This window comes from Dyella japonica, from assembly GCF_040545895.1.
GTDB classification, from domain to species: domain Bacteria; phylum Pseudomonadota; class Gammaproteobacteria; order Xanthomonadales; family Rhodanobacteraceae; genus Dyella; species Dyella japonica_D.
Window position 1 is genome coordinate 977521 of sequence record NZ_JBEPMU010000001.1, and the last position, 25519, is coordinate 1003039.

At 64.3% G+C, this 25519-nt stretch carries 22 protein-coding genes and 1 riboswitch; of the genes, 11 read left to right on the forward strand and 11 right to left on the reverse strand.

Annotation, left to right across the window (positions count from 1 at the left end):
- The first annotated feature begins 51 nt into the window (after nucleotides 1-51).
- From fdhF to ABIC75_RS04245, 3 genes are read left to right on the forward strand one after another with little or no spacing between them, the layout of a single operon-like run.
- Nucleotides 52-2976 (forward strand): formate dehydrogenase subunit alpha, encoded by a 2925-nt coding sequence (gene fdhF / locus ABIC75_RS04235; protein WP_354012599.1) that lies wholly within the window; start codon nucleotides 52-54, stop codon nucleotides 2974-2976.
- Nucleotides 2973-3821, forward strand: coding sequence for a formate dehydrogenase accessory sulfurtransferase FdhD (gene fdhD, locus ABIC75_RS04240; RefSeq protein ID WP_436407869.1), 849 nt, complete (start codon nucleotides 2973-2975; stop codon nucleotides 3819-3821). The genes fdhF and fdhD overlap by 4 nt, the downstream gene beginning before the upstream one ends.
- Complete coding sequence (locus ABIC75_RS04245; protein ID WP_354012600.1) at nucleotides 3818-4048, forward strand: formate dehydrogenase subunit delta; 231 nt, start codon at nucleotides 3818-3820, stop codon at nucleotides 4046-4048. Before fdhD ends, ABIC75_RS04245 begins: the two co-directional genes overlap by 4 nt.
- 3 nt (nucleotides 4049-4051) lie before the next feature.
- On the opposite strand, the gene ABIC75_RS04250 is transcribed toward ABIC75_RS04245, so the two are convergent.
- Entirely contained in the window at nucleotides 4052-4588 is a 537-nt protein-coding gene (locus tag ABIC75_RS04250) for a molybdopterin-dependent oxidoreductase (protein WP_354012601.1), read from the reverse strand.
- A 206-nt stretch (nucleotides 4589-4794) separates the two neighbouring features.
- Between ABIC75_RS04250 and ABIC75_RS04255 the strand changes: the two genes are divergently transcribed.
- Genes ABIC75_RS04255 through ABIC75_RS04275 form a run of 5 tightly spaced genes read left to right on the forward strand, consistent with a single transcriptional unit; the run spans nucleotide 4795 to nucleotide 8964 of the window.
- Nucleotides 4795-4953, forward strand: coding sequence for a nitrate reductase (locus ABIC75_RS04255; protein ID WP_354012602.1), 159 nt, complete (start codon nucleotides 4795-4797; stop codon nucleotides 4951-4953).
- 24 nt (nucleotides 4954-4977) lie between these two features.
- Nucleotides 4978-5274, forward strand: a complete 297-nt coding sequence (locus tag ABIC75_RS04260) for a chaperone NapD (protein ID WP_354012603.1) — start codon at nucleotides 4978-4980, stop codon at nucleotides 5272-5274.
- On the forward strand, nucleotides 5271-7772 hold the full coding sequence (gene napA, locus ABIC75_RS04265; protein ID WP_354012604.1) for a periplasmic nitrate reductase subunit alpha: 2502 nt from the start codon (nucleotides 5271-5273) through the stop codon (nucleotides 7770-7772). Before ABIC75_RS04260 ends, napA begins: the two co-directional genes overlap by 4 nt.
- Nucleotides 7773-7783: 11 nt before the next feature.
- The gene (locus tag ABIC75_RS04270) at nucleotides 7784-8362 is read left to right on the forward strand and encodes a nitrate reductase cytochrome c-type subunit (protein ID WP_354012605.1); all 579 of its coding nucleotides are present in this window, start codon (nucleotides 7784-7786) and stop codon (nucleotides 8360-8362) included.
- A gap of 2 nt (nucleotides 8363-8364) precedes the next feature.
- Nucleotides 8365-8964: a cytochrome c3 family protein gene (locus ABIC75_RS04275; RefSeq protein ID WP_354012606.1), complete on the forward strand. Its 600-nt coding sequence runs from the start codon at nucleotides 8365-8367 to the stop codon at nucleotides 8962-8964.
- A 196-nt stretch (nucleotides 8965-9160) separates the two neighbouring features.
- On the opposite strand, the gene ABIC75_RS04280 is transcribed toward ABIC75_RS04275, so the two are convergent.
- Nucleotides 9161-9589: a VOC family protein gene (locus tag ABIC75_RS04280; RefSeq protein ID WP_354012607.1), complete on the reverse strand. Its 429-nt coding sequence runs from the start codon at nucleotides 9587-9589 to the stop codon at nucleotides 9161-9163.
- A 200-nt stretch (nucleotides 9590-9789) separates the two neighbouring features.
- Nucleotides 9790-9898: riboswitch (glycine riboswitch) on the forward strand.
- A gap of 38 nt (nucleotides 9899-9936) precedes the next feature.
- Here ABIC75_RS04280 and gcvP point away from each other — a divergent pair.
- The 3 genes from gcvP (at nucleotide 9937) to ABIC75_RS04295 (ending at nucleotide 15401) form a co-directional block, all read left to right on the forward strand.
- Complete coding sequence (gene gcvP / locus ABIC75_RS04285) at nucleotides 9937-12828, forward strand: aminomethyl-transferring glycine dehydrogenase (RefSeq protein ID WP_354012608.1); 2892 nt, start codon at nucleotides 9937-9939, stop codon at nucleotides 12826-12828.
- 467 nt (nucleotides 12829-13295) lie between these two features.
- Nucleotides 13296-14669, forward strand: coding sequence for a carbohydrate-binding protein (locus tag ABIC75_RS04290; RefSeq protein WP_354012609.1), 1374 nt, complete (start codon nucleotides 13296-13298; stop codon nucleotides 14667-14669).
- Nucleotides 14670-14909: 240 nt separating this feature from the next.
- Nucleotides 14910-15401 (forward strand): hypothetical protein, encoded by a 492-nt coding sequence (locus ABIC75_RS04295; RefSeq protein WP_354012610.1) that lies wholly within the window; start codon nucleotides 14910-14912, stop codon nucleotides 15399-15401.
- Nucleotides 15402-15507: 106 nt separating this feature from the next.
- Here the strand turns inward: ABIC75_RS04295 and ABIC75_RS04300 are convergent, their stop codons facing one another.
- The 9 genes from ABIC75_RS04300 to ABIC75_RS04340 form a co-directional block, all read right to left on the reverse strand.
- Nucleotides 15508-16800, reverse strand: a complete 1293-nt coding sequence (locus ABIC75_RS04300; protein WP_354012611.1) for an adenylosuccinate synthase — start codon at nucleotides 16798-16800, stop codon at nucleotides 15508-15510.
- Between the two features lie 199 nt (nucleotides 16801-16999).
- Nucleotides 17000-17185: a DUF2065 domain-containing protein gene (locus tag ABIC75_RS04305; protein ID WP_354012612.1), complete on the reverse strand. Its 186-nt coding sequence runs from the start codon at nucleotides 17183-17185 to the stop codon at nucleotides 17000-17002.
- Nucleotides 17186-17198: 13 nt separating this feature from the next.
- Nucleotides 17199-18068: a protease modulator HflC gene (gene hflC / locus ABIC75_RS04310; protein ID WP_354012613.1), complete on the reverse strand. Its 870-nt coding sequence runs from the start codon at nucleotides 18066-18068 to the stop codon at nucleotides 17199-17201.
- The gene (gene hflK / locus ABIC75_RS04315) at nucleotides 18065-19234 is read right to left on the reverse strand and encodes an FtsH protease activity modulator HflK (RefSeq protein ID WP_354012614.1); all 1170 of its coding nucleotides are present in this window, start codon (nucleotides 19232-19234) and stop codon (nucleotides 18065-18067) included. Before hflK ends, hflC begins: the two co-directional genes overlap by 4 nt.
- 258 nt (nucleotides 19235-19492) lie before the next feature.
- The gene (hflX, locus tag ABIC75_RS04320) at nucleotides 19493-20803 is read right to left on the reverse strand and encodes a ribosome rescue GTPase HflX (RefSeq protein WP_354012615.1); all 1311 of its coding nucleotides are present in this window, start codon (nucleotides 20801-20803) and stop codon (nucleotides 19493-19495) included.
- A gap of 155 nt (nucleotides 20804-20958) precedes the next feature.
- Complete coding sequence (gene hfq, locus ABIC75_RS04325) at nucleotides 20959-21228, reverse strand: RNA chaperone Hfq (protein ID WP_354012616.1); 270 nt, start codon at nucleotides 21226-21228, stop codon at nucleotides 20959-20961.
- A 162-nt stretch (nucleotides 21229-21390) separates the two neighbouring features.
- Nucleotides 21391-22335, reverse strand: a complete 945-nt coding sequence (gene miaA, locus ABIC75_RS04330) for a tRNA (adenosine(37)-N6)-dimethylallyltransferase MiaA (RefSeq protein ID WP_354012617.1) — start codon at nucleotides 22333-22335, stop codon at nucleotides 21391-21393.
- 48 nt (nucleotides 22336-22383) lie between these two features.
- A complete protein-coding gene (locus ABIC75_RS04335) occupies nucleotides 22384-23139 on the reverse strand; it encodes a carbonic anhydrase family protein (protein WP_354012618.1) in 756 nt (251 codons plus the stop codon).
- 134 nt (nucleotides 23140-23273) lie between these two features.
- Nucleotides 23274-25436, reverse strand: coding sequence for a S46 family peptidase (locus ABIC75_RS04340; RefSeq protein WP_354012619.1), 2163 nt, complete (start codon nucleotides 25434-25436; stop codon nucleotides 23274-23276).
- Nucleotides 25437-25519 lie beyond the last annotated feature (83 nt).

A 25519-nucleotide genomic window follows, 5' to 3' on the forward strand; every position in this document is an offset into this window, starting at 1 on the left:
GGTGAGGGGAATGAGCCGGCGAACAAGATTTAAGCTCCAAGGAGACACCACATGCTTTCCATCGTCGAAATCGATCTCGGCACACCCCAATCGACGTCGCAAACGATGGTGTCACTGGACATCGACGGACGGCGCATCGAGGTGCCCGAAGGCACCTCGGTGATGCGTGCCGCCGCGCAGGCAGGCATCAGCATTCCCAAGCTGTGTGCCACCGAGATGCTCGATGCGTTCGGTTCGTGCCGCCTGTGCCTGGTCGAGATCGAAGGACGCAAGGGCTACCCCGCCTCCTGCACCACGCCGGTGAGCGAAGGCATGAAGGTGACCACGCAGACGCCCAAGCTGGCAGACATCCGTCGCGGCGTGATGGAGCTCTACATCTCCGATCACCCGCTCGACTGCCTCACCTGCCCCGCCAACGGACACTGCGAACTGCAGGACATGGCCGGCGTGGTCGGCCTGCGCGATGTGCGCTACGGCTATGAGGGCGCCAATCATGTTCATGCGCGCATCCCTGCGCGCGAAGATCAAGAAGCGGCCATCCATGGCCGCACTCTTCAAACAAAGCCGAATCCGCTGTATTCGCCGAAGGACGAATCGAACCCGTACTTCACCTTCGATCCTTCCAAGTGCATCGCCTGCTCGCGCTGCGTGCGCGCCTGCGATGAAGTACAAGGCACGTTCGCGCTCACCATCCAGGGGCGCGGCTTCGAGTCCAAGGTGGCGGCCAGCCAGAACAACCGCTTCCTCGATTCCGAATGCGTCTCCTGCGGTGCCTGCGTGCAGGCCTGCCCCACCGCCACGCTGTCCGAGAAATCGCTGATCGACAAGGGCCAGGCGGAGCACAGCGTGATCACCACCTGCGCCTACTGCGGCGTAGGCTGCAGTTTCCGCGCGGAGATGAAGGGCCAGGACATCGTGCGCATGGTGCCGAACAAGGACGGCCACGCGAACCACGGCCACTCCTGCGTGAAGGGACGCTTTGCCATCGGCTACGCCACGCATCCGGATCGCATAACCACGCCGATGATCCGCGCGAAGATTTCAGATCCCTGGCGCGTGGTGAGCTGGGACGAAGCCGTCGCGCACGTCGCCAGCGAGTTCAAGCGCCTGCAGGGCAAATACGGCAAGCACGCCATCGGCGGCATCACCTCGTCGCGTTGCACCAACGAAGAGACCTATCTCGTGCAGAAGCTGGTACGTGCGGGCTTCGGCAACAACAACGTGGATACCTGCGCACGCGTCTGCCATTCGCCCACGGGTTACGGCCTCAAGGCGACGCTGGGCGAATCGGCCGGCACGCAGGATTTCGATTCCATCCGCGCCACCGACGTGGTGCTGGTGATCGGCGCCAACCCCACCGATGCGCATCCCGTGTTCGGCTCGCAGATGAAGCAGCGGCTGCGTGCCGGCGCCAAGCTCATCGTGATCGACCCGCGCCGCATCGACCTGGTGCGCACGCCGCACATCAAGGCCGACTACCACCTGCGCCTGAGCCCAGGCACCAACGTGGCGGTGCTCGATACGCTGGCCCACGTCATCGTCACCGAAGGTCTGGTCGACGAGGCCTTTGTCGCCCAGCGCTGCGAACCCGAGGCCTTCGCCAAGTGGCGGGCCTTCGTCTCGCAGGAAAAGTACAGCCCCGAGGCGATGGAAAGCGTCACCGGCGTTCCCGCCGACGTGGTGCGTGGTGCCGCACGCCTCTACGCCACCGGCGGCAACGGCGCCATCTATTACGGCCTCGGCGTCACCGAGCACGCGCAAGGTTCCACCTCGGTGATGGCGATTGCCAACCTCGCCATGGCCACCGGCAACATCGGACGCGAAGGCGTGGGCGTGAATCCGCTGCGCGGCCAGAACAACGTGCAGGGTTCGTGCGACATGGGCTCGTTCCCGCACGAGTTCCCGGGCTATCGCCACGTGAGCGACACCACCGTGCGCCAGTCGTTTGAGGAAGCCTGGGGCGTGCCGCTGCTGGGCGAACCTGGCCTGCGCATTCCCAACATGTTCGAGGCCGCATTGGATGGCAGCTTCAAGGGCCTGTACATCGAGGGCGAGGACATCGCGCAATCCGACCCCGATACGCAGCACGTGACCGCCGCGCTGACGGCAATGGAATGCATCGTCGTGCAGGACCTGTTCCTCAACGAGACGGCCAAGTTCGCACACGTGTTCCTGCCCGGCAGCTCGTTCCTGGAAAAGGACGGCACCTTCACCAACGCCGAGCGCCGCATGTCGCTGGTGCGCAAGGTGATGGAACCCAAGGGCGGTTATGCCGACTGGGAAATCACCCAGTTGCTGGCCAACGCCATGGGCTATCCCATGAACTACACGCACGCCTCGCAGATCCTGGATGAAATCGCCCGGCTGACGCCGACGTTCCACGGCGTGAGCTTCGAGAAGATCGAAGCGCTCGGCTCCGTGCAATGGCCCTGCAACGACGAGCATCCGCTCGGCACGCCGGTGATGCATGTGGACGAATTCGTGCGCGGCAAGGGCCGCTTCATGTTGACCGAATACGTGCCCACCACCGAGAAGGCGAGCAGCGAGCATCCATTGATCCTCACCACCGGCCGCATCCTCAGCCAGTACAACGTGGGCGCGCAGACGCGCCGCACAGCCAACGTGATGTGGCACGACGAAGACCGTTTGGAAATCCATTCGCACGACGCCGAGGAGCGCGGCATCACTGACGGCGACTGGGTTGGCATCGTCAGTCGTTCCGGCGAAACCGTGCTGCGCGCGGTCGTCTCCGAGCGCATGCAGCCGGGCGTGGTCTACACCACCTTCCACTTCCCGGGTTCCGGCGCCAATGTCATCACCACCGAGAATTCGGACTGGGCCACCAACTGCCCCGAATACAAGGTGACAGCCGTGCAGGTGACGCGCGTCACGCAGCCGTCCGAATGGCAGAAACGCTATCGTGCGTTCACCCAAGCCCAGGAGGCGCTGCTGGAACAGTCGGCGAAGCCTGCTTGAGCACCATCGAACACGAAGAGGAATCGCGCGGCTATGCCGTACGCGCCGTGGATCGGTGGCGGCACGGCACGTCCACGCACGAGAATGATTTTGTCGCAGAGGAAGTACCCGTGGCGATGGTCTACAACGGCGCCACCTTCGCGGTGATGATGGCTTCGCCGCACGACCTGGACGATTTCGCGCTGGGCTTTTCGCTGACCGAACGCCTGATCGACGATCCATCGCAGTTGTTGCAGTTGGAAACGCACGCGCTGATCGAAGGCATCGAGCTATCGATGCAAGTGACCGACAACGCACCCGGCGCGCATCTGGAAAAGGAACGGCAACGCCTGCTGCCCGGGCGCAGCGGTTGCGGCATCTGCGGCACGCGAGAGCTGGAAAACGCGGTGCGCCACGATGGGGCGGTGGGCGAAGGCGCCACCGTGTCACGCGACGCGCTGGAATACGCGCTGCAGGAACTGAAGCAGCGCCAGCCGATGAACCTGGCCACCGGCGCCGTGCACGCAGCGGCGTGGGCGGATGCGACGGGACGCATCCTCCACGTTCGCGAAGACGTGGGCCGCCACAACGCGCTGGATAAACTCATCGGCGCCATCCATCGCGCCGGCATCGACGTCAACGACGGCTTCGCCCTGGTCACCAGCCGCGCCAGCTACGAAATGGTCACCAAGGCCGCCAGCGCCGGCATTGCATTGCTTGCGGCCATTTCCGCGCCCACCGCGCTGGCCATCGAACTGGCGCGCAGCGCGGGCATCACGCTGGTCGGCTTTGCCCGTCCGGGCAGCCACAACGTCTACACGCACCCCGCACGTCTGCGAGCCGAAGAGTCACGCGAAACCCCATGAGAATCGAACGACTCATCACCATGGCGAACGACATCGCCACCTATTTCACCGTCGAGCCCGATCACGCGGCAGCGGTGACGAGCGTGCGCGATCACCTCAAGCGATTCTGGGATCCGGCCATGCGCCGCCAACTGAAGAGCTACCTTGCCGAAGGTGGCGAAGGCCTGGTTCCACTCGCGCAGGAAGCCGTCCGCGAACTCGACGTACCGCCCGCGGACGTGCACTGATCCTCAGGGACGGTCGGTCGTCCCGCCGTCGACGATTTCGATCGAGGTGACGCTGCGCACCCAGCGTGCCGGCCGCTTGTCGCCCGGCACGAGAAGACGGAACGGGCCGTCCTTGTCCAGCGCCTTGCCGTCGCGCGCATCCACCAGCAGCACCTGCGTGTGGCCCAGCGTGGGATCGAGATCGGACAGCGCAAACACCACCTGATATTTGTCGGACGCCGTCACGCGTACGAACGAAGCCAGCGCCCTGCCACGCAGCGGCTTGTCGAGCGACACGCCGGCCTGCGCCAACACATCTTCCAGTTTCACGCCGCGCCATTGACTGGCCGGTTCGTCGTGCGCCGATGCCGTCACCTCTTCGTGCGGCATGGCGGCCAGCGCCTTGGCATCCAATGACAGCGCCGGCTTGCCCGCGGCAATCAATTGCACGGTTGCCGGGTTGGCAGCGACGGGAGCATCCGCGGCATGAGCTGCAAAGGCCATGCATGCGCCGAGCAGAACGCCACGCAGGGCATATGGTTTCCACGTCCGGTTTGCCATGCCAAGTTCCTTTTTCGCAAATTCACGCGGCTTTCACCGCTGCGGAAAAACATGAAGCGTACACTGCGGATGCTTTGATTCGGGTTGTTTCGCGAACCATCGCCTACCGCAATGCCCGGCTGATCCAGATCAGCCTTCACGGGGAAAGACCGTTCTAGCTTAACGCGCAGATGTGGATATAGCCGTCCTGCCTGAAGGAGGTGCGCGTGGAACCCACAACTGGCGTCGACACCCGCAAACAGGAACGGACCACCTTCCTGCTGTTGCTCGTGCTGTTCCCGGTGCTATCGGTCATGTTTGTGGCCGCCTACGGTTTCGCCGTGTGGTTCTGGCAAATGTTCGTCAGCGGGCCGCCTCACGTCTGAGCGACCCATCTGCGGGGGAACGTCATGAAGGACGAACATCACATCTCCAGCCTGGTCGTGTTGCATCGGCCCGATGCCGTCGACGTGCTGAAAGCCTTCGCCGAAAGTCTCGACACCTTGGACATCGCCATCCAGGGCGACTGCCGCTGCGTGATGGTGTGCGAAACGGACAGCCAACACGCGGTGATGGATCACATCGAGGCGATGGAAGCGCTGCCCGGCGTCATCAACGTGTCGTTGATCTACCACCACGTGGAGCCTCACGCCGTGATGAACGAGCGGGTGGCTTTGGGTGCAGCAGCGCAGGGAGCCGACGCATGAGCTTGTCCATGACGCGCAGGGAATTCATCCGCAACACGGCCGTGGCGGTCGCCGCGAACGTCGCCGGGCTGGCCCTGCCGGCCAGCGCCACCAACATCCTGCTGGAAGGCGACATGGTCCAGCTGAAGTGGAGCAAGGCGCCCTGCCGCTTCTGCGGCACGGGTTGCGGTGTCAACGTGGCGGTGAAGGATGGCCGCGTGGTGGCGACGCACGGCGATCAGCTGGCCGAAGTGAATCGCGGCATCAACTGCGTGAAGGGCTATTTCCTTTCGAAGATCATGTACGGCGCGGATCGCCTCACCGCGCCCATGCTGCGCAAGAAGAACGGCGTGTACGCGAAGGACGGCACGTTCACCGAGGTCTCGTGGGACGAGGCCTTCGACGTGATGGCGGAGCAGTTCAAGCGCGTGCTCAAAGAGAAAGGACCGCAAGCCATCGGCATGTTCGGTTCCGGGCAATGGACGGTGTGGGAAGGCTACGCCGCCAACAAGCTGTTCAAGGGCGGCTTCCGCAGCAACAACCTCGATCCCAACGCGCGCCACTGCATGGCCTCCGCGGTGATGGGCTTCATGCGTACGTTCGGCATGGACGAGCCGATGGGTTGCTACGACGACATCGAAGCCGCCGATGCATTCGTGCTGTGGGGCTCGAACATGGCGGAGATGCATCCCATCCTGTGGACGCGCGTCACGGACCGGCGCCTGTCCAATCCCAACGTCAAGGTGGCGGTGCTGTCGACGTTCGAGCACCGCAGTTTCGAACTGGCCGACATTCCCATCGTGTTCACGCCGCAGACGGATCTGGTGATCCTCAACTACATCGCCAACCACATCATCAAGACCGGCCGCGTCAACAAGGATTTCGTCACCAAACACACCACGTTCAAGCGCGGCGTCACCGACATAGGCTACGGCCTGCGCCCGGACAACCCGCTGGAGGAAAAGGCCAAGAACGCCAAGGACCCCAACGCCAGCGAGCCGATCGACTTCGAGCAGTTCGCGGCGTTCGTGGCGCCGTACACGCTGGAAAAAGCCGTGGAAATGACCGGCGTGGAGAAAGGCTGGCTGGAACAGCTGGCCGAGCTCTACGCGAACCCGAACACCAAGGTGGTGTCGTTCTGGACCATGGGCTTCAACCAGCACACGCGCGGTGTGTGGGCCAACAACATGGTCTACAACCTGCACCTGCTGACCGGAAAGATCTCCACGCCCGGCAACAGCCCGTTCTCGCTGACGGGCCAGCCCTCGGCCTGCGGCACGGCGCGCGAAGTGGGCACCTTCAGTCATCGCCTGCCCGCCGACATGGTGGTGACCAATCCCGAGCATCGCAAACATGCCGAGGAAATCTGGAAGATCCCGCACGGCATCATCCAGCCCAAGCCCGGCTTCCACGCGGTGGAACAGAACCGCAAGCTGCGCGATGGCCTGCTCAACGCGTATTGGGTGCAGGTGAACAACAACGTGCAGGCCGGCGCGAACCTGATGCAGGAGACGTACCTCGGTTATCGCGATCCGCGCAATTTCATCGTGGTGTCCGATGCCTATCCCACCGTCACCGCGCAATCGGCGGACCTCATTCTTCCCGCCGCCATGTGGGTGGAGAAAGAAGGCGCCTACGGCAACGCCGAGCGGCGCACGCAGTTCTGGCACCAGCTGGTGAAGGCGCCGGGACAGGCGCGTTCGGACCTGTGGCAGCTGATGGAATTTTCCAAGCGCTTCACCACCGACGAATGCTGGCCCGCAGACATCCTCGCCGCCAATCCGCAGTTCAAGGGTAAGACGCTGTTCGACGTGCTGTACCGCAACGGCAACGTGGACAAGTTCCCCACCACGGAGATGGAAGCAGGCTACGACAACGACGAAGCCGCCGCCTTCGGGTTCTACGTGCAGAAGGGTTTGTTCGAGGAATACGCCGCGTTCGGACGCGGCCATGGACACGATCTTGCGCCGTTCGATGCCTATCACCAGGCACGCGGCTTGCGCTGGCCCGTGGTCGACGGCAAGGAAACGCGCTGGCGTTATCGCGAAGGTTCCGACCCGTACGTGAAGGCCGGCACGGAGTTCCAGTTCTACGGCAATCCCGACGGGCGTGCGGTGATCTGGGCCCTGCCCTATGAGGCACCGCCCGAGATGCCGGACAAGGAATACGACCTGTGGTTGTCCACCGGTCGCGTGCTGGAACATTGGCATTCGGGCTCGATGACCATGCGCGTGCCGGAGTTGTATCGCGCCGTGCCGGAGGCCGTGGTCTTCATGAACCCGGACGACGCCCGCTCGCGCGGACTCAAGCGCGGCGACGAAGTGAAGGTGATCTCGCGTCGTGGCGAAATGCGTTCGCGCGTGGAAACGCGTGGCCGCAACCGTCCGCCGCAAGGACTGGTGTTCGTGCCGTGGTTCGACGCCGGCCAGCTCATCAATAAGGTGACGCTGGACGCCACCGATCCGATCTCCAAGCAGACCGACTACAAGAAGTGCGCGGTCAAAGTCGTGGCCGTCTAGGAGAGACAGCGATGCGAGACAAGCCGCTCAACCTCATCCTTGTGCTGGTGATGCTGGTCGCGGTGGCCGTTGGGTTTGCCGTGGGCAGGAAGTCATCGCCCGCACCCGAGCCACTCGCGGTTGCCCCGCAGGCAAGCACGCCAGCGGCCATCGCCAGTACAGCGGAGCCCGTGCCTGCGGGCGACCAGATCGACGGCATCCGTCGTGGCGCACCGGTGAATCAGGAGATCGCTCCACCATTGATGGCGCATGTGGAGAACGCGGATATCAAGCGCAATCGCGCGTATCCGATGCAGCCGCCGACGATTCCGCATTCCATCGACAACTACCAGATCGACAAGAACTCCAACCGCTGCCTGCTCTGCCACGCGCGCGCCAATGCGGACAAGTTCCAGGCGCCGCCAGTGAGCGTCACCCACTACATGGATCGCAACGACCAGTTCCTCGCCACCATTTCGCCGCGCCGTTACTTCTGCAACCAGTGCCACGTGGTGCAGACCGACGCCAAGCCGCTCGTCGCCAACACCTTCAAGGACATCGACACCATCCTGTCCGAGCAAGCCGAGTCGTCCGAGAAGAAGGCGAACTGACCATGTGGCCACGACTCAAGCAGTGGCTCGTCGCGTTGTGGCGGACGATCCGCCGCCCGAGCATCCACTACAGCCTGGGCTTTCTCACGCTGGGCGGCTTCATCGCCGGCGTACTGTTCTGGGGCGCGTTCAATACGGGCCTGGAGATGACCAACACCGAAGCGTTCTGCACGGGTTGCCACGAGATGCGCGACAACGTGTTCCAGGAACTGAAGACCACCATCCACTACACAAATCGTTCCGGCGTGCGCGCCACCTGCCCGGATTGCCACGTACCGCATCAGTGGACCGACAAGATCGCGCGCAAAATGCAGGCGTCCAAGGAAGTCTGGGGCAAGCTTTTCGGCACGGTGAATACCCGCGAAAAATTTCTCGACCACCGGCTGGAACTGGCCGAGCACGAATGGGCGCGACTGAAAGCCAACGATTCGCTCGAATGCCGCAACTGCCACAACTACGTGTCGATGGACCTCACGCGCCAATCCGCGCGCGCGGCGGAAATCCACAAACGCTGGCTGGGCACGGGCGAGAAGACCTGCATCGACTGCCACAAGGGCATTGCGCATCACCTGCCGGATATGACGGGCGTGCCACAAGGCTAGGTGGTTGCTTCGTGCGGTGAGCAGAGGCGCTGGATTCCGGCTTTCGCCGGAATGACGGGTAGGAAGTTTGCGGCGACTTTGGATGCAGCGTTTTACGAGAGATGGCGCTGCCTTTCCCTCACGTCATTCCGGCGAAAGCCGGAATCCAGTGCCTAGCGTTCGAGACGAAGAAACGCCAACCGCGAAGCGATAGCCCTCAACCGGCCACGCCGTGCGGCGGTCCCTTCAACTCCACCATGTTCCCCTGCGGGTCGTACAGGTAGATCGATGGCCCCTCGCCCTTCGCCCCGTAGCGCGAGCCGATGTCGCCCACGCGCACGCCGTGCGCCTTGAGGTGCGCCACGATGGCGGCCTCGTCGTAGTTCTCCACTTGCAGGCACAGGTGATCCATGTTGTGGCCTTCCCTGCCGGGGCCGGCGCCGCCCAGGCGGCCCAGCTTGCCGTCCAGGCCCACCAGGTCGATCAGCGAATCGCCGGCGCGCAGCTGGATCAGGCCGATCTCGTCCTGGCGACGCTCCTCTCGACAGCCCAGCACCTCGCAATAGAAGCGCCGCATGGCCTCGGGGTCGCGCACGCGCAGCACCACGTGGTCGATCCGGGCCAGTTGGAATGGGGGTTGGGACATGGCGGGGCTCCGTGGGGCGGCCTTTCATCTTAGGCGGTTTGAGACATGCGCCGCAGCGGGCCTGACGCGCCCGGCGATGGGGGAGGCATTCCCGCCCAAGGCACCTTATAATCACCGTTTAGCGTGTGGTGGGAGAAGCGGCGCGAGCCGCTGCCGAAGGCGCAACGCCCGTAATCGCTCAGGCCCCAGACCATCACCCGCACGAACACTCTGGAGAGACCGGTTGAATCCGGCGCCGAAGGGGCACGAAGCCAAGGCTCGTTGAGCCGCCGCTTCCAAACTCTCAGGCAAAAGGACAGAGGGGCGCTTCGCGTGCGGCTTGCACGTTTCTTTCGGACGCCCCTGCCATGAGTCAGAACGCCAACCCTTCCCTGCGCGACCTCGAGCACCACGACGCCTTCATCGAGCGTCACATCGGCCCCAACGACGCGGAAATCGCCACTATGCTGGGCGTGGTCGGCTACGACTCGCTGGAAGCGATGACCGACGCCATCGTGCCGGGCAAGATCAAGTCGCCGGCGCCGCTCGCTCTGCCCGCGCCGATCACCGAAGTGGAAGCGCTGGCCAAGATCCGCGCCATCGCCGACAAGAACCAGGTGTTCAAGAGCTTCATCGGCCAGGGCTACTACGGCACGCACACGCCGAACGTCATCCTGCGCAACATCCTGGAGAACCCGGCGTGGTACACGGCCTATACGCCGTACCAGGCGGAAATCTCGCAGGGTCGCATGGAAGCGCTGATCAACTTCCAGACCATGTGCGCCGACCTCACCGGCATGGAGATCGCCAACGCCTCCCTGCTCGATGAAGGCACGGCCGCCGCCGAAGCGATGACGCTGGCGAAGCGTTCGGCCAAGTCCAAGAGCAACGTGTTCTTCGTGTCCAACGCCGTGCATCCGCAGACGCTGGAAGTGATCAAGACCCGCGCCGAGGCGATGGGCATCGACCTGCACATCGGCGACGACAGCGAAGCCATCAGCGTCGACAGCTACGGCGTGCTGCTGCAATACCCCAACACCTTCGGCCAGATCAACGACTACAAGGCGCTGGCCGATGCCGTGCACAAGCGCCATGGCGTGGTGTGCGTGGCCACCGATCTGCTCGCGCTCACTGTGATCGCCTCGCCGGGCGAATGGGGCGCGGACATCGTGGTCGGCAACACGCAGCGCTTCGGCGTGCCGTTCGGCTTCGGCGGCCCGCATGCCGCCTTCATGGCTTGCCGCGACAGCTACAAGCGCTCGATGCCGGGTCGCCTGATCGGCGTCTCCATCGATGCCGAAGGCAAGCCGGCTTATCGCCTCACGCTGCAGACGCGCGAACAGCATATCCGCCGCGAGAAGGCCACTTCCAACATCTGTACCGCGCAGGTGCTGCTGGCCGTGATGGCGAGCATGTACGCCGTGTATCACGGCCCGGATGGCCTGGTGCGCATTGCGCGCCGTACGCATCGCCTCGCTGCGATCCTCGCCAGCGCACTGCGTGATGCGGGCGTCACTGTCGGTCCGGATTTCTTCGACACGCTGCACGTGGTCAACGTCGACGCCGCCGCCATCCATGCGAAGGCCAAGGCTGCCGGCATCAACCTGCGCCAGATCGATGGCAAGAGCGTCGGCATCAGCCTCGACGAAACCACCACGCGCGCGGACGTCATCGCCGTGGCCGCACTGTTCGGCGCGAACATCGCCGACATCGACGCGCTGGATGCGAAGACCAACGACGCCCTGCCCGCCGGTCTCGCCCGCGCCACCAAGTTCATGACGCACCCGGCGTTCAACACGCACCACAGCGAGCACGAGCTGCTGCGCTACATGCGTTCGCTGGCCGACAAGGACCTGGCGATGGATCGCACCATGATCCCGCTGGGCAGCTGCACCATGAAGCTCAACGCCACCGCCGAGATGATCCCGGTGACGTGGCCGGAATTCGGCAACATCCATCCGCTGGCCCCGGCCGATCAGGCCACCGGCTACAAGCAGCTCATCGATGAGCTGGAAGCAATGCTGGTGGAGTGCACCGGCTATGACGCCGTGAGCCTGCAGCCGAACTCCGGTGCGCAGGGCGAATACGCCGGCCTGCTGGCCATTCGCGCCTATCACCGCTCGCGCGGCGAAGGCCATCGCGACATCTGCCTGATTCCGGAATCCGCCCACGGCACCAACCCCGCTTCCGCGCAGATGTGCGGCATGCAGGTGGTGGTGACCAAGTGCGACGCGAACGGCAACGTGGACGTGGAAGACATCCAGCGCGCCGCCGAGAAGTTCAGCGGCCGCCTGGCCGCGCTGATGATCACCTACCCGTCCACGCATGGCGTGTTCGAGGAGGACATCGTCAAGATCTGCGAGATCGTGCACGCGCACGGCGGCCAGGTGTACACCGACGGCGCCAACATGAATGCGCTGGTTGGCGTGGCCAAGCCGGGCAAGTGGGGTTCGGACGTCTCGCATCTGAACCTGCACAAGACCTTCTGCATTCCGCATGGCGGTGGTGGCCCGGGTGTGGGTCCGTGCGCAGTGAAGTCGCATCTCGCGCCCTTCCTGCCAGGGACCTACGGTGCTGAAAGCACCGTAGGCATGGTTTCCGCGGCAAGCTACGGCTCGGCTTCGATCCTGCCGATCAGCTGGATGTACATCACCATGATGGGCAACGCCGGCCTGCGTCGCGCCACGCAGGTGGCACTGCTCAACGCCAACTACATCGCCAAGCGCCTGGCGCCGCATTACGAGACGCTCTACACCGGCCGCAACGGCCTGGTGGCGCACGAGTGCATTCTCGACCTGCGCCCGCTCAAGGACGCCACCGGCATCGGTGCGGAAGACGTGGCCAAGCGTCTCATCGACTTCGGCTTCCACGCACCCACGCTGAGCTTCCCGGTGGCCGGCACGCTGATGGTCGAGCCGACCGAAAGCGAATCGCAGTACGAGCTGGATCGCTTCATCGACGCCATGATCCAGATCCGCGACGAAATCCGCGCCGTGGACGAAGGCAAGCTCGACCGCGAGGACAACCCGCTCAAGCACGCGCCGCACACCGCCGTGATGGTGTCGGCTTCCGAGTGGACCCACGCCTACACCCGCGAACTGGCCGCCTTCCCGCTGCCCAGCCTGAAGTTCCAGAAGTACTGGTCGCCGGTGGCGCGCGTGGACAATGTCTACGGCGACAAGAACGTGTTCTGCAGCTGCGTACCGGTGGAAGCGTTCAAGGGCGAGATCGAAGCGTTCAGTGAGCCGAACGTGGCGTAACACGCTCCGCCCCGTTTGGAAAAAAAGGCCCCGCAAGGGGCCTTTTTTTGCGCCATAGCCTGCCGCCTTCACTGATAGACAACGTTGTCAGGAAAGTCTCGCGAATTTTGCGAGGACATCCAGACGTCTGAATCGGTCTAGTCGCATCGCACCATTCGATACGGCCATATTTCGCGGGAAGATCCCTCTTTGATTCGCTGCAATGCACGAAAAACACGTGACTTGGCGGCATATAGCCATCCGTCCATATCGACGTCATTGGCGTTCCGTTTTCACAACGGCGATCACAGTTTGCCCCGCTCTTTGAGGACAACGTTGTCAAGAGTGGACACGAAATGACCTCGTGATGACTCCGGCAAGTCATCGCATGCACGGATGCAAGGGGACGCCCGCTGCCGTACGGATACCGGCCAGTCGCCAGGGAACCATTCCGCCTCAGTGATGCAACACAACCAGGAGACGCTTCCATGCACTTGAAGAAGTCGGTTGTTTGGTTACGCACGGCACTCAACGCGATTGGCACCACCGCAGGTGGCGCCATGGCCATGAGCCTGATGACGCTAGCCCCGGTGCAGGCGGTTCACGCCCAAGCCACCTGCGCGGCGGCGTGGAGCGCCACGGCCGTCTATACCGGCGGCATGACCGCCAGCGAGAACGGCACCAACTACGTCGCCAACTGGTGGACGCAAGGCAATGACCCGGCCACCAACAACGGTGGCGCCGGCTCGGGCCAGCCATGGACGTCGCAAGGTGCCTGTACGGGCGGTTCTTCCGGTGGTGGCGGCACGGGTGGCGGCGGCACCGGCGGTGGTGGCACCGGCGGTGGTGGTACCGGCGGCGGTGGTACAGGCGGTGGTGGCACGGGCCCGACCAACCCGCCCGGCACCGGCTCGAACCTGGTGTTCAGTCCGTACAAGGACGTGACCATCAACCTCAACTGGAACACCAATGTCATGCAAACCGCGGCGGCCACCGGCTCGTCGATTCCGGTGGTGGGCAGCGGCAGCCTCAAGTCCAACTACGTGACCAACCTCGGCGCGATCACGCTTGCCTTCGCCACCGGCGAATGCGGCAGCGAAAACTGGGGCGGCATCCCGGGCGCGAGTTTCGCCAACGCGAATATCTCTGCGCTCTCCAACGCCGGCGTGTCCTACATTGTCTCCACCGGCGGGCAGGCAGGCAGCTTCACCTGCGGCAGTACGGCGAACTTCGCCACCTTCCTCTCGCGCTACATGTCGCCAAAAATGGTGGGCGTGGACTTCGATATCGAAGGCGGCCAGTCGCAGACAACGATCAACAACCTCGTCGCCGCTGCGGTGTACGGCCAGTCGCTGTATCCCAACCTGCGCTTCTCCTTCACGCTCGCCACGCTGGGTGCATCGGATGGCAGCTATGGCGGCGTGAACAGCCTGGGCGACATGGTGGTGAGGGCCATCAAGGCCTCCTCGCTCACCAACTACACCATCAACCTGATGACGATGGACTACGGCTCGTCCGCCGCCTCGTATCTGTGCGTGGTGTCGGGCAGCAGCTGCGACATGGGCCAGTCGGCCATCCAGGCAGTGAAGAACCTCGAACACACGTACGGCATCTCGCCGAACAAGATCGAGATCACGCCAATGATCGGCATGAACGATGCCACCAGTGAAAACTTCAGCATCGCCAATGCCGACACCATCACCACCTATGCCGTGGCGAACGGTCTTGCCGGCATCCACTTCTGGTCGCTCGACCGCGACACACCGTGCAACCAGAGCTACGCCTCGGCCACCTGCAACTCCGTGCCGTCCAGCACGCCGCTGCAGTACACGAAGCGCTTCCTTAGCGATCTGGGTCGGTAACCCAGTCTGCGGCGGGCCGTGCAGGCCCGCCGCCTTTGCATCACATCGGCGCCTGATGACTCGCTCGGCGCCTCGACACTCTTCCGGCACCGCAGCGCGCCGTGAAGCCCCGACGACACTTTGAGACGACGCCCCTGCCCGTGCATGGCATGCACGGCTACGCTAAGGCGACAGTAGCCAACGACGCTCGGTCTGCGCCGTTCGCTCACCATCCCTTCGCCCAGCAAAGACAGCGTCGCCATGCACGGACCCGCGCCCTTCCCCCAACCGCCGCCCATTCCGCAGCGAACGCCGCCGTTGCCAACGCGCAAGCGTCGACTTCCCTTGTGGGCGGGTATTCTCATCGGCGTGATGGTCACGCTCGCATTGCTGATCGGCGCGGGGATGTATCTGATCTATCACTTCGGCTGGAAGGCGTTTTCGGAGCAGGCGACCACGGCGATGAACGAGCAGCCGATCATCCAGCGTTGCATCGGCACCATCGAAAGCGCCTCGCTCGATTTCGTGGGCACCAACAATGATCCGCGCGAGAACTCCTTCGCCTTCCGCATCAAGGGGCACTCAGGCTCCGGCGTGGTCACCGCCGTGTTCACCACCGTCGATGCCGACAACGAGCAGATCGACGAGGGCGAGTTGAAGATGGACGACGGCCGGGTGTTCACGCTCAAGGCAGCGAACGATGAAGAAGACGAGGACACGACGAACGTGGAAACGGGCTGTCCAGGCCGATGAGTCGCTCTCCTGGATAGCACCGTCTCCTGCCGAACTTCCGCGCATGGCATCGACACAAAAAAGCCCCGCACATGGCGGGGCTTTTTTTAATCGCACACCGGATCGATCAGGCGAACGGATCGTCCAGCACGATGGTGTCGTCACGGTCGGCGCCGGTGGCGACGAGCGACAGCTTGCAGCCGGAGAGTTCTTCCACCGCGCGCAGGTAGGCGCGGGCGGCGGCGGGCAGCTTGTCCCACTCGCGGATGCCGGCGGTGGATTCGTCCCAACCCGGGAATTCCAGGTACACGGGCTTGCACTCGGCCCAGCCGTCCGCATCGAGCGGGGCCAGTTCGCGGCGCTTACCGCGGTATTCGTACGCGATACAGACCTTGATGGTCGGCAGGCCGTCGAGCACGTCGAGCTTGGTGATGGCCAGGCCGTTGATGCCGTTGATCTGCACGGCGCGCTTGAGCGCAACGAGGTCGATCCAGCCGCAGCGACGCGGACGACCGGTGCTTGCGCCGAACTCGTTGCCGACCTTGCGCAGGCGCTCGCCCATCTCGTCTTCGAGTTCGGTCGGGAACGGACCGCCGCCCACGCGCGTGGCGTACGCCTTGCAGATGCCCAGCACGTAGTCGATGTCGCCCGCGCCAACGCCGGTGCCGGCGAGTGCGCCACCCACGGTGGTGTTGGACGAGGTTACGTACGGATAGGTGCCGTGATCGATGTCGAGCAGCGCGCCCTGCGCGCCTTCATACAGGATGTGACCGCCTTCCTTGCGCACGTCGTGCAGGATGGTGGCAACGTCGTCGACCATCGGGCGGATGAATTCGCCATAGGCCAGCGCATCGTCCAGCACGGTCTGGAAATCGACCGGCTCGGCCTTCAGCCACTGAGTAAGGATGAAGTTGTGGTATTCCACCGCCGCCTTGATCTTCTCGGGCAGCTCGTGCGGGTACATCAGGTCGGCGACGCGCACGCTGCGGCGTGCCACCTTGTCTTCGTATGCCGGGCCGATGCCGCGACCGGTGGTGCCGATGGCGCTCTTGCCGGCGGCGATTTCGCGCGCCTTATCGACGGCAATGTGGTACGGCATGATCAGCGGCGTGGCCGGGCTGATCTTCAGGCGCGAACGCACTTCCACGCCCTGCGCTTCGAGTTCTTCGATTTCCTGCTTGAGCGCCTGCGGCGACAGCACCACGCCGTTGCCGATCAGGCACAGCGCGTCGTCGCGCAGAATGCCCGACGGGATCAGATGCAGCACGGTCTTCTTGCCGCCGATGACCAGCGTGTGGCCGGCGTTGTGACCGCCCTGGAAGCGAGCGACGGCGCTGACCTGTTCGGTCAGCAGGTCGACGATCTTGCCCTTGCCTTCGTCGCCCCACTGAGCACCAAGGATGACTACTGACTTGCCCATGATGATGTTGCTCTCGTCAATTTGAAGAATGAGGTGCCCCGAGGGGCGCGAAATCAGTTCGGCAAAACCCCAGCTCGTCATTCCAGCGAACGCTGGAATCCAGCGTCTTCAAAGTCACTGGATCCCGGCTTTTGCCGGGATGACGGTGAGGAAACCGTGGCGGTTCCCGATGGGTTGAACGGCCCATCGCCGCGTTAATTCAATGCACCAACCGCAAGGCCACGAGCCCGATGCCGATCGCCGCTGCGCCAAACAGGCGCAGCGTGCGCGGGCTCATGTTGGCTGCCTCGCGCATGGTGGCTTGCCACCCGCGCGGCGCGGCAAACAGCACCAGCCCTTCGATCACCAGCACCAGGCACAGCGCGCCTGCCAATTCACTCGACATCGCCCCTTACCACTCAATGCCTGGACGATGCGCCGTCGTTGAAATACTTCAGGAACTCCGAGTCCGGCTTGAGCATCAGCACGCCCTTGCCGTCCTTGAACGACGTACGGTACGCGGCGAGGCTTCGATAAAACGCGAAGAATTCGGGATCCTGACCGTAAGCCTGCGCGTAGATCGCCGCGGCCTGCGCGTCGCCCTCGCCCTTCACCTTGGCGGCATCGCGCTCGGCTTCGGCCTTGACCACCTGCGCCTGACGATCGGCGTCGGCCTTGATGGTTTCGGCGGCCTGCTGGCCGGTGTAACGCAATTCGTTGGCGAGCTGCGAACGTTCCGCGCGCATGCGCTTGTAGACCGACTCGCTCACTTCGTCCGGCAGGTCGATGCGCTTGATGCGCACGTCGACCACGGCAATGCCCAGGTTCTTGCGGGCCGCCACGTCGGTCTGCTTGCGCACGCGCTCGGTGACGTCCTTGCGGCCGGCGGACACCAGTTCCTGCAAGGTGCGGCCGTTGAACTCGAAACGCAGCGCGTCCTTCACGATGGGCGTGAGGCGGTTGGCCGCCTGCAGTTCGTCGCCGGCGGTGGCGCGGTAATACGCGGCGTTGTCGGCAATGCGCCACTTCACGTAGAAGTCGACGTTGACGCTCTTCTTTTCCGAAGTGAAGTAACGCTCGGGCGGCGCTTCCAGCGTGAGGACGCGGTTGTCGAACGTCATCACCTGCTGGATGAACGGCAGCTTGGCGTGCAGGCCGGGCTGGTCGCCGGTGCGCACGATGCGGCCGAACTGCAGCACGAGTGCGGTCTGCCCCTCGCGCACCACGAACAGGCTGTTGAAGCCGAGCAGGACGATCAGCAGGGCGATGATGGCTGCGCCGAACTTCATGGCTGCTTCTCCTTGCCGCCGAGGTTGCTGTCGCTGCCGGCCGATTGCATCACCGAGCCCACGCCCTGGATGTCCTTGCCGGAAGCGCGGTCGAGCGGCAGGTAGATCATGTTGCGGCCGCCGGAGCCATCGAGCACCTTGGGATTGTTCGACATCACGTCCTCGACGGTTTCCAGCCACAGGCGGCGGCGGGTGACGTCCGGCGCGGCCTTGTATTCCTTGAGGATGAGGTTGAAGCGCGAGGCATCGCCGGTGGCGGTGGCCACGCGTGCGGCGGCATAACCCTGGGCTTCGGCGGAAATGCGCGCCGCGTCGCCGCGCGCCACCGGCACGACCTGGCTGGCGTAGGCACGCGCGTTGTTCTCGGTGCCCTGCTTGTCTTCGCGCGCGGCGTTGACGTCGTCGAAGGCGTCCTTCACTTCCTGCGGCGGAGCGACGTTCTGGAAGCTCACATCGGTGACGACGAGACCTGCGTCGTATTCATCCAGCGTGGCCTGCAGGATTTCGCGCGTCTGCTGCTGCAGAGTGTCGCGCGTCTGCGCCTTGACGGCAGCCGGCACGGGCGCCGGCGTGGTCACGGACGAGGCGACGGCTGCGCTGCTGGCAGGCGCAGGCGCGATGGCTTCGCCCTCGCCCTGGCTGGTGAGGATGTTGTCCATCACGTTGGCGCCCACCACCGTGCGCACGGCAGCTTCGGCCGCCTGGCGCAGCGTGTCTTCCGGCGGACCGCTCAGCGAAAAGAGGAACTTGCGCGCGTTCGACACCTGGTACTGCACGTTGAAATCGACCGAGATGATGTTCTCGTCGCTGGTCAGCATGCGCACCTTGTCGGACACGGAGCGGATTTCCGTGGTGCCGACCTTGGTCACCGTTTCGATGGGGCTGGGGAACTTCAGGTGGAAGCCGGGCTGCAGCGTGCGCGAGAACTGACCGAAGCGCAGCACCACACCGGCCTGGCGCGCATCCACGATGGTGAAGCTGCTCATGGCGATCCAGACGATCAGGAAGGCCAGCAGGATGGTGAAGATGCCGCCGGCGCCGCCGCCCAGTTTGCCGAAGCGGTTGCGCAGTTGCCTGAGGGTGTCTTCCAGCCCCGGCTTGTTGCCAGGCGGGCGATTCCTGTTCCAGGGATCACGCTGCCCGTTACCGGGTTCGTTCCAGGCCATGGTCAGTCTCCTTAAGGCCGCTGGGAGGCCGGCTGCATTGGCCGGAAAACGCGTTGAACGGGTTTTGACATAGTGTCGGCTGCTTGATGTGGCTGTGTGCCCGGGCACGGATGGCCGCACAAACGGCATCCATTCTATCAGAGCCGGCCGGGGATTCCCTCCCCACCGGCTGTCGCAAGAGCACCCGAAGGTCACCCTCCGCGACAATCCGCTGGTTTTTCAGCACAGCCCGCGTCCGGCCTGCGCGCAGGGCCGTCCCTAGAACGATTCTTCGGCAGTACCGAGGATGTCTTTCAGCAAGGCCGCGTCCGCTGCACTGCCACCGCTGAGCGGCGCAATGACGCTGCGCGGCGCATCGATGTTCAGGCGCCAGCCCTCCTCGTCGACTTCCTCGCCGACGATGGCACCCGCGGCCTTCAAACGGGCATGCAGGCGGCCGGCCGAATGCGGCAGGCGCAGTTCGGACTGCACGCGTTCGCCGCCGAGCAACTCACCCAGGGCCTGCCTGAGCAGATCCAGGCCCTGCCCGCTCGCAGCCGACAGCCACACGGTGGTGGGCCGGCCCTCGGCGTCGCGATCGATGCGGGGCTCGACGCCTGCGAGGTCGATCTTGTTCATCACCCGCAGCTGGGGCAGATCGCCGGCATCGATTTCCTCGAGCACGTTGTCCACCACGCGGGCGAGGCGCTCGCGCTCCTCGTCGGCGGCATCGCTCACGTGCAGCAGCAGGTCGGCGTCGCGCGCCTCGGCCAGCGTGCCGCGGAACGCAGCCACCAGGTCATGCGGCAGTTCGCGGATGAAACCCACGGTATCGGCCAGCACGGCCGGGCCGCAGGACAGGCCGTCGAGCTTGCGCACGGTCGGGTCCAGCGTGGCGAACAGCAGGTCCGCCGCGAAGACTTCGCCTTCGGTCAGCACGTTGAACAATGTCGACTTGCCGGCATTGGTATAGCCCACCAGCGCCACCCTCGGCACGGTGTTGCGCAGTCGCGCACGGCGCTGCTGGACGCGCTGGGTCTGCACTTTCTCCAGCCGCTTGCTGAGCATCTTCACGCGCTCGGCGAGCAGGCGGCGGTCGGTTTCCAGCTGGGTTTCGCCAGGGCCGCGGTTGCCGATGGCACCGCCGCGCTGGGCGTCCAGGTGGGTCCAGCCGCGCACCAGTCGGGTGGCGAGGTGCTTGAGCTGGGCCAGCTCCACTTCGAGCTTGCCTTCGTGGGAGCGTGCCCGCTGGGCAAAGATGTCCAGGATCAGGCCAGCACGGTCCACCACGCGCACGTTGAGCTGCTTTTCGAGGTTGCGCTCCTGCACGGGCGACAGCAGGTGATCGATCAGCACCAGGTCGGCGCCAAGCGCGCGGGCGGCCTCGGCCACCTCGTCCGCCTTGCCGGTGCCGATGTAATAGCGGGGGTTGGGCACGTCGACGCGTGCCGGAATGCTGCCGAGGATCTCGGCGCCGGCCGAGCGCACGAGCTCGGCGAATTCTTCGGCGCGCCGCGCCGAGTCGCCTTCGCCACGGGAGTGCGGGAGCACGAGGAGAGCGCGTTCGCCTTTCTTTTGACGATCAAACACGAGGGCGGGAGGACCTTTATGGAGACGCGGTGCCGCAGACCGGGAACGGTCCACGGCACGAATCGGAGTGGGAAGTGTATGTGGATACGCCGCCGACCGAATGTCTCGGTTGCGCGGCGCCTACCCTACTCAGATGGGTCGACCGCCCGGCGGAATCAACCTTCCGCTTCAGGCGCACCGCCCGGCGCATCGCCGTGGCCGTCATGGCCATTGCCCACGCGGACGTTGCGGCTGGGCACTACGGTGGAGATGGCGTGCTTGTACACCATCTGGCTCACCTGGTTGCGCAGCAGCACCACGAACTGATCGAACGACTCGATCGTGCCCTGCAGCTTGATGCCGTTGACCAGGTAAATGGCGACCGGAACGCGTTCACGGCGCAGTGCATTGAGAAATGGATCTTGCAACGATTGCCCTTTGGACATTTTTGTTCTCCCCTCGCAACGGACGGACCGGGATAAAAGACGCATAACGCGCCCCGGTCCAAGGCCGAGGAATATTAACCACTTTTAAATCGTTGATGAAAGAGTAAATGCACGCTTTCATCAGGTGTGAAAAAGACGTTTAGAGTACTGCTCGGCACACTATTAGTCGCCGAGAAAGAGTCGCAGGGCATCTTCGGCAAGATTCCGCGTCTCAGCGCGCTCCGGATCAAGCACCCGCGCATCGAGCACGCTGCGCAACCAAGTGATCTGGCGCTTCGCGAGCTGGCGTGTCGCAAAGACGCCGCGATCGCGAAATTCCGCTGCACTCGTTTGGCCGTCCAGATATTCCCACGCCTGTCGATAGCCCAGGGCGCGAATGGCGGGAAGGTCGGCATGCAGGTCGCCGCGGGCACGCAAGGCGCGGACTTCATCGAGGAAGCCGTCCCTCAGCATGGCGTCGAAGCGCTGGGCGATGCGTTCATGCAGCGGCGCGCGATCCGTCGGCACCAGCGCCAGCTTGAGCACGCGCCAAGGAAAGCGCTCTCCACTGCCGCCGCGCTGCTGCTCGGACAACGGCCGGCCGGTGAGTTCGATCACCTCCAGCGCGCGCTGGATGCGCTGCGCGTCGTTCGGCCCGATGCGTTCGGCCGCGGACGGGTCCAACTGTTGCAAACGCGCGTGCAGCGCTGGCCATCCTTCAACCGACGCTTGCGCCGTAAGTTGCTCGCGAAGTGCCGGGTCGGCCTCGGGCAGTTGCGAAAGACCTTGCTGGAGCGCACGGAAATAAAGCCCCGTACCGCCCACCAATAGCGGCACCCGTCCCTGCGCCGTGATTTCCTGCATGGCGGCCATCGCGTCGCCACGAAAATCGGCGGCCGAATAAGGTTCGGCCGGATCGCGAATATCGATGAGTCGATGCGGGTAGCGCGCCAAGGTCTGCGCGTCCGGCTTCGCCGAGCCAATATTCAGGCCCCGATACACCAGCGCCGAATCGACGCTGACCAGATCGACGGGAAAACGGTCACTTAAGGCGCAGGCAAGCGCGGTCTTGCCCGACGCGGTCGGGCCCATCAGGAACACGGCGAGCGGGCGCTGATCGATCGGCATCCGCGCATTGTAGTGGCGAATGCGCGCGCTCCCGCAAAAGCCGAAGCGTCAGGCGTAGAACTCCACCTTGCCGCCGACGAGCTGATACATCGAACCGACGATCTTGATCTTGCCGTCCTTCTCCAGACCGGCAAGCACGTCGCTGCGTCGACGTATCTCTTCCACCGTCTGGCGCACGTTGGTCGCGGCCACGGCATCCACGAAGGCGCCGTTCTTGCTTGTGCGCTCGCCGTTGAACTGCGTGGCGGCCACGGCCGGCTTGATCTTGTCGAGCAGGCCGGTGAGGTTGCCGAGCTTGGCGCCATCGATGGCGCCCTTGATGGCACCGCAGGCGGTGTGCCCCATCACCAACGCGAGCTTGGCACCAGCAACAGCGCAGGCGAATTCCAGGCTTCCCAACAGGTCGTCATTGGCGATGTTGCCGGCCACTCGCGCGTTGAAGGTGTCGCCGATGCCGGCATCCAGAATAATTTCGGCCGGCGCGCGCGAATCGATGCAGCTGAGGATGACTGCGGCAGGATACTGCCCGCTCGCGCTGGCCCGCTTCTGTGCCAGATAGTCGTGCCCCTGCATCTTGCCGGCGCGGAAGCGCTCGTTGCCTTCCTTGAGCATCGCGATGACCTGATCTGGCGTCATCGCATCGCGCTGCGCCTTGGTCAATGCCGCGGCCTGCGCAAGACCGGGCAGCAGCCATGGCACGCCACCGACCGCGGCAAACGCTGCCACTCCCATGGCCGATTTCAGCAGCGAGCGGCGCGTACCGTCCGCGGCGCCCGCGTAACAGGTTTCATCGTGACGATGCATAACGCCCCCAAGCCTTCAAGGAGAAACGTACTGCACGCCCGCAGCGATGAAACCGGTGTGAACCCCGCCATTCGAAAGCAGCGGGACTATCGGGCCGGCCCCTTGCCAGACCGGCCAGCACTCCTGCAAGAGCCTCAACGCGCAGGCACGCCCATTTCCTTGAGCAGCTCCGGCGCGGGGTAGACCTTGTCCATCAGCCAGCGCATGTAGCGCAGGTCGACGTGGATGGCGCGCTTGTAACGCGGGTCGAACATCCAGCTCGCGCTGACCGCTTCCCAGTTGCTGTCGAAGTTGAGCCCCACCAGCTCGCCCTTCGCATTCAGCACGGGCGAACCGGAGTTGCCACCCGTGGTATCCAGGTTGCTGAGGAAATCGACGGGCATCAGCTTGGTTTTCTCGTCGGCGTAGCCGTCGTAGTCGCCCTTGGCGATGGCATCGAGCAAGGGCCTGGGCGCGTCGAACGGCGGCGCGTTGGTGTTCTTCTCGACGATGCCCGCGGTGGTGGTGACAGGCTCGTAGGAGACCGCGTCGCGCGCCATGAGCGGCGTCACCTTGCCGTAACTCACGCGCAGCGTGGCGTTGGCATCGGGATACACTGCCCGGCCCTGCTTCTCGCGATAGGCGATGAGCGCATCCATATAGGCGGGTCGAAGACGCAGCAAATCGCCCTCGCGCGATTTTCTCTCGTCTTCCATGCGCAGCAGCGCCGGCTGCAACTGCGCGGCGACGGCCAGCAAGACGTCATCCGTTTTGTCCAGCGAGGATGGATCGGCTTTCAGCCAGGCCAGTCGCGTGGCTTCGTCGCCAAGATGGGTGGCGCCGTAGACCTGATCGAGCTTCCGCGCAAGCGCGTCCGGCGTGCGCCCGAACGCGGCATCGAACTCCAGCAGGCGCTGCGCATCGGGCAGCTGCTGGTAACGCGTGAGCAAGGCCGTCAACAAGCGTTTCTCGACGGCGGGATCGTAGCGCCGCTGCACTTGCCGCAGCGTGCCCGCGATCAGGTCTTCGTCTCTCAACTGGTAGCCTGCCTCGCGCTGCGCGTCGGGCCGGCCTCGCTCATGGGCCAAACGCTGAAGCATGATGGCCGAGCGCAGCAACTGCGTCTGCGATTGCATCAAACCCATGAGGAGATCGCGCTCGCGCATGGCATTGCCGGCGGCGATGAGATGGTTGACCTCGTCGATCTGCGGACGCAGCACGCCCGCCTGCGGCTGAGATGCCAGCCACGCCATCATGGCGTCTTCGTCCTTGCGCCGAACGGTGACCGCATCGCTGCGCTTGAGTCCGTCCAGCTCGCCCTCGAAGCGCTTGATGTTGTTCTTCAGCGACTGCAGCTGCGAGGCGTAACGAATAGCGGCTTGTCGATCCTCGCGCCCGGTGTCCTCGATGACGTGCTGGAGTTGCTGCATCACCTGCACCGTGGTCGGCAGGCGCCATTGCACCTGATCGGCGAATTCGGCGGCCGTGCGATGCCGATAGGTGATGCCGGGATAACCGGCCAGCATCACGAAATCGCCTTCCTTCACACCATCGCCCGCCACCTGAAGATGCGCGGGCGGGTGATAGGGCACGTTGTCCTTGGCGTAATCCGCGGGCTTGCCATCGGGGCTCACATAGGCGCGCAGCAACGTGAAATCGCCCGCATGGCGCGGCCACACGAAATTGTCCACCTCGTCGCCGTAATTGCCGATGGCGCGAGGCGGCGCATAGACGAGGCGCACGTCGCGCAGCTCGAGCTGCTTCACCAGATAGAAGTCGCGGCCGTAGAACATGGTGACCACGCTGCAGCGCGTGCCAGGTTCGCGTTCGCACTCGGCAACCATCGATTTGCTCACCGCATCGATGGCATCGAAATAGGCACGCCCCGTCTTGCCCTTGGCCGCCGCGAGCACCTGGTCGCTGACCTTGTCGAAACCCGTGGTGACCCGCAGGCGGAAATCGGGATTGGCCGGCAGTTCTTCCGTGCGCTGGTGGGATACGAAACCGTTCTGGATCAGGTCGCGCTGCGCGTTGCTGTTGTATTGGATGATGCCGAAGGCGACGTGGTGGTTGGTCAGCACCAGGCCATCGCCGCTGATGAACGAACCGGTGGCGCCGCCCACCTTCACCACCGCATTGAGCGGCGCCTTGGTGAGGTCGGCCAGGTCGGCCGGGTTGCCCTGGAGGCCGGCCTCCCGCAGCGACTTGCCAATGGAAGGCAGCTGCGAGGGCATCCACATGCCTTCATCGGCGTGGCTTGGAATGGCCATGGCAAGCCCCAATGCTGCGGCCAGCAGCGCGAATGTCGGTCGTTTCATGCCTGTCCCGAGCCCGGGCTCCGCAAAAAATTGCGACCCTAGCCCTGCCCGGCCCTGGGAGCAACGCTGCACTGCACGAAGCA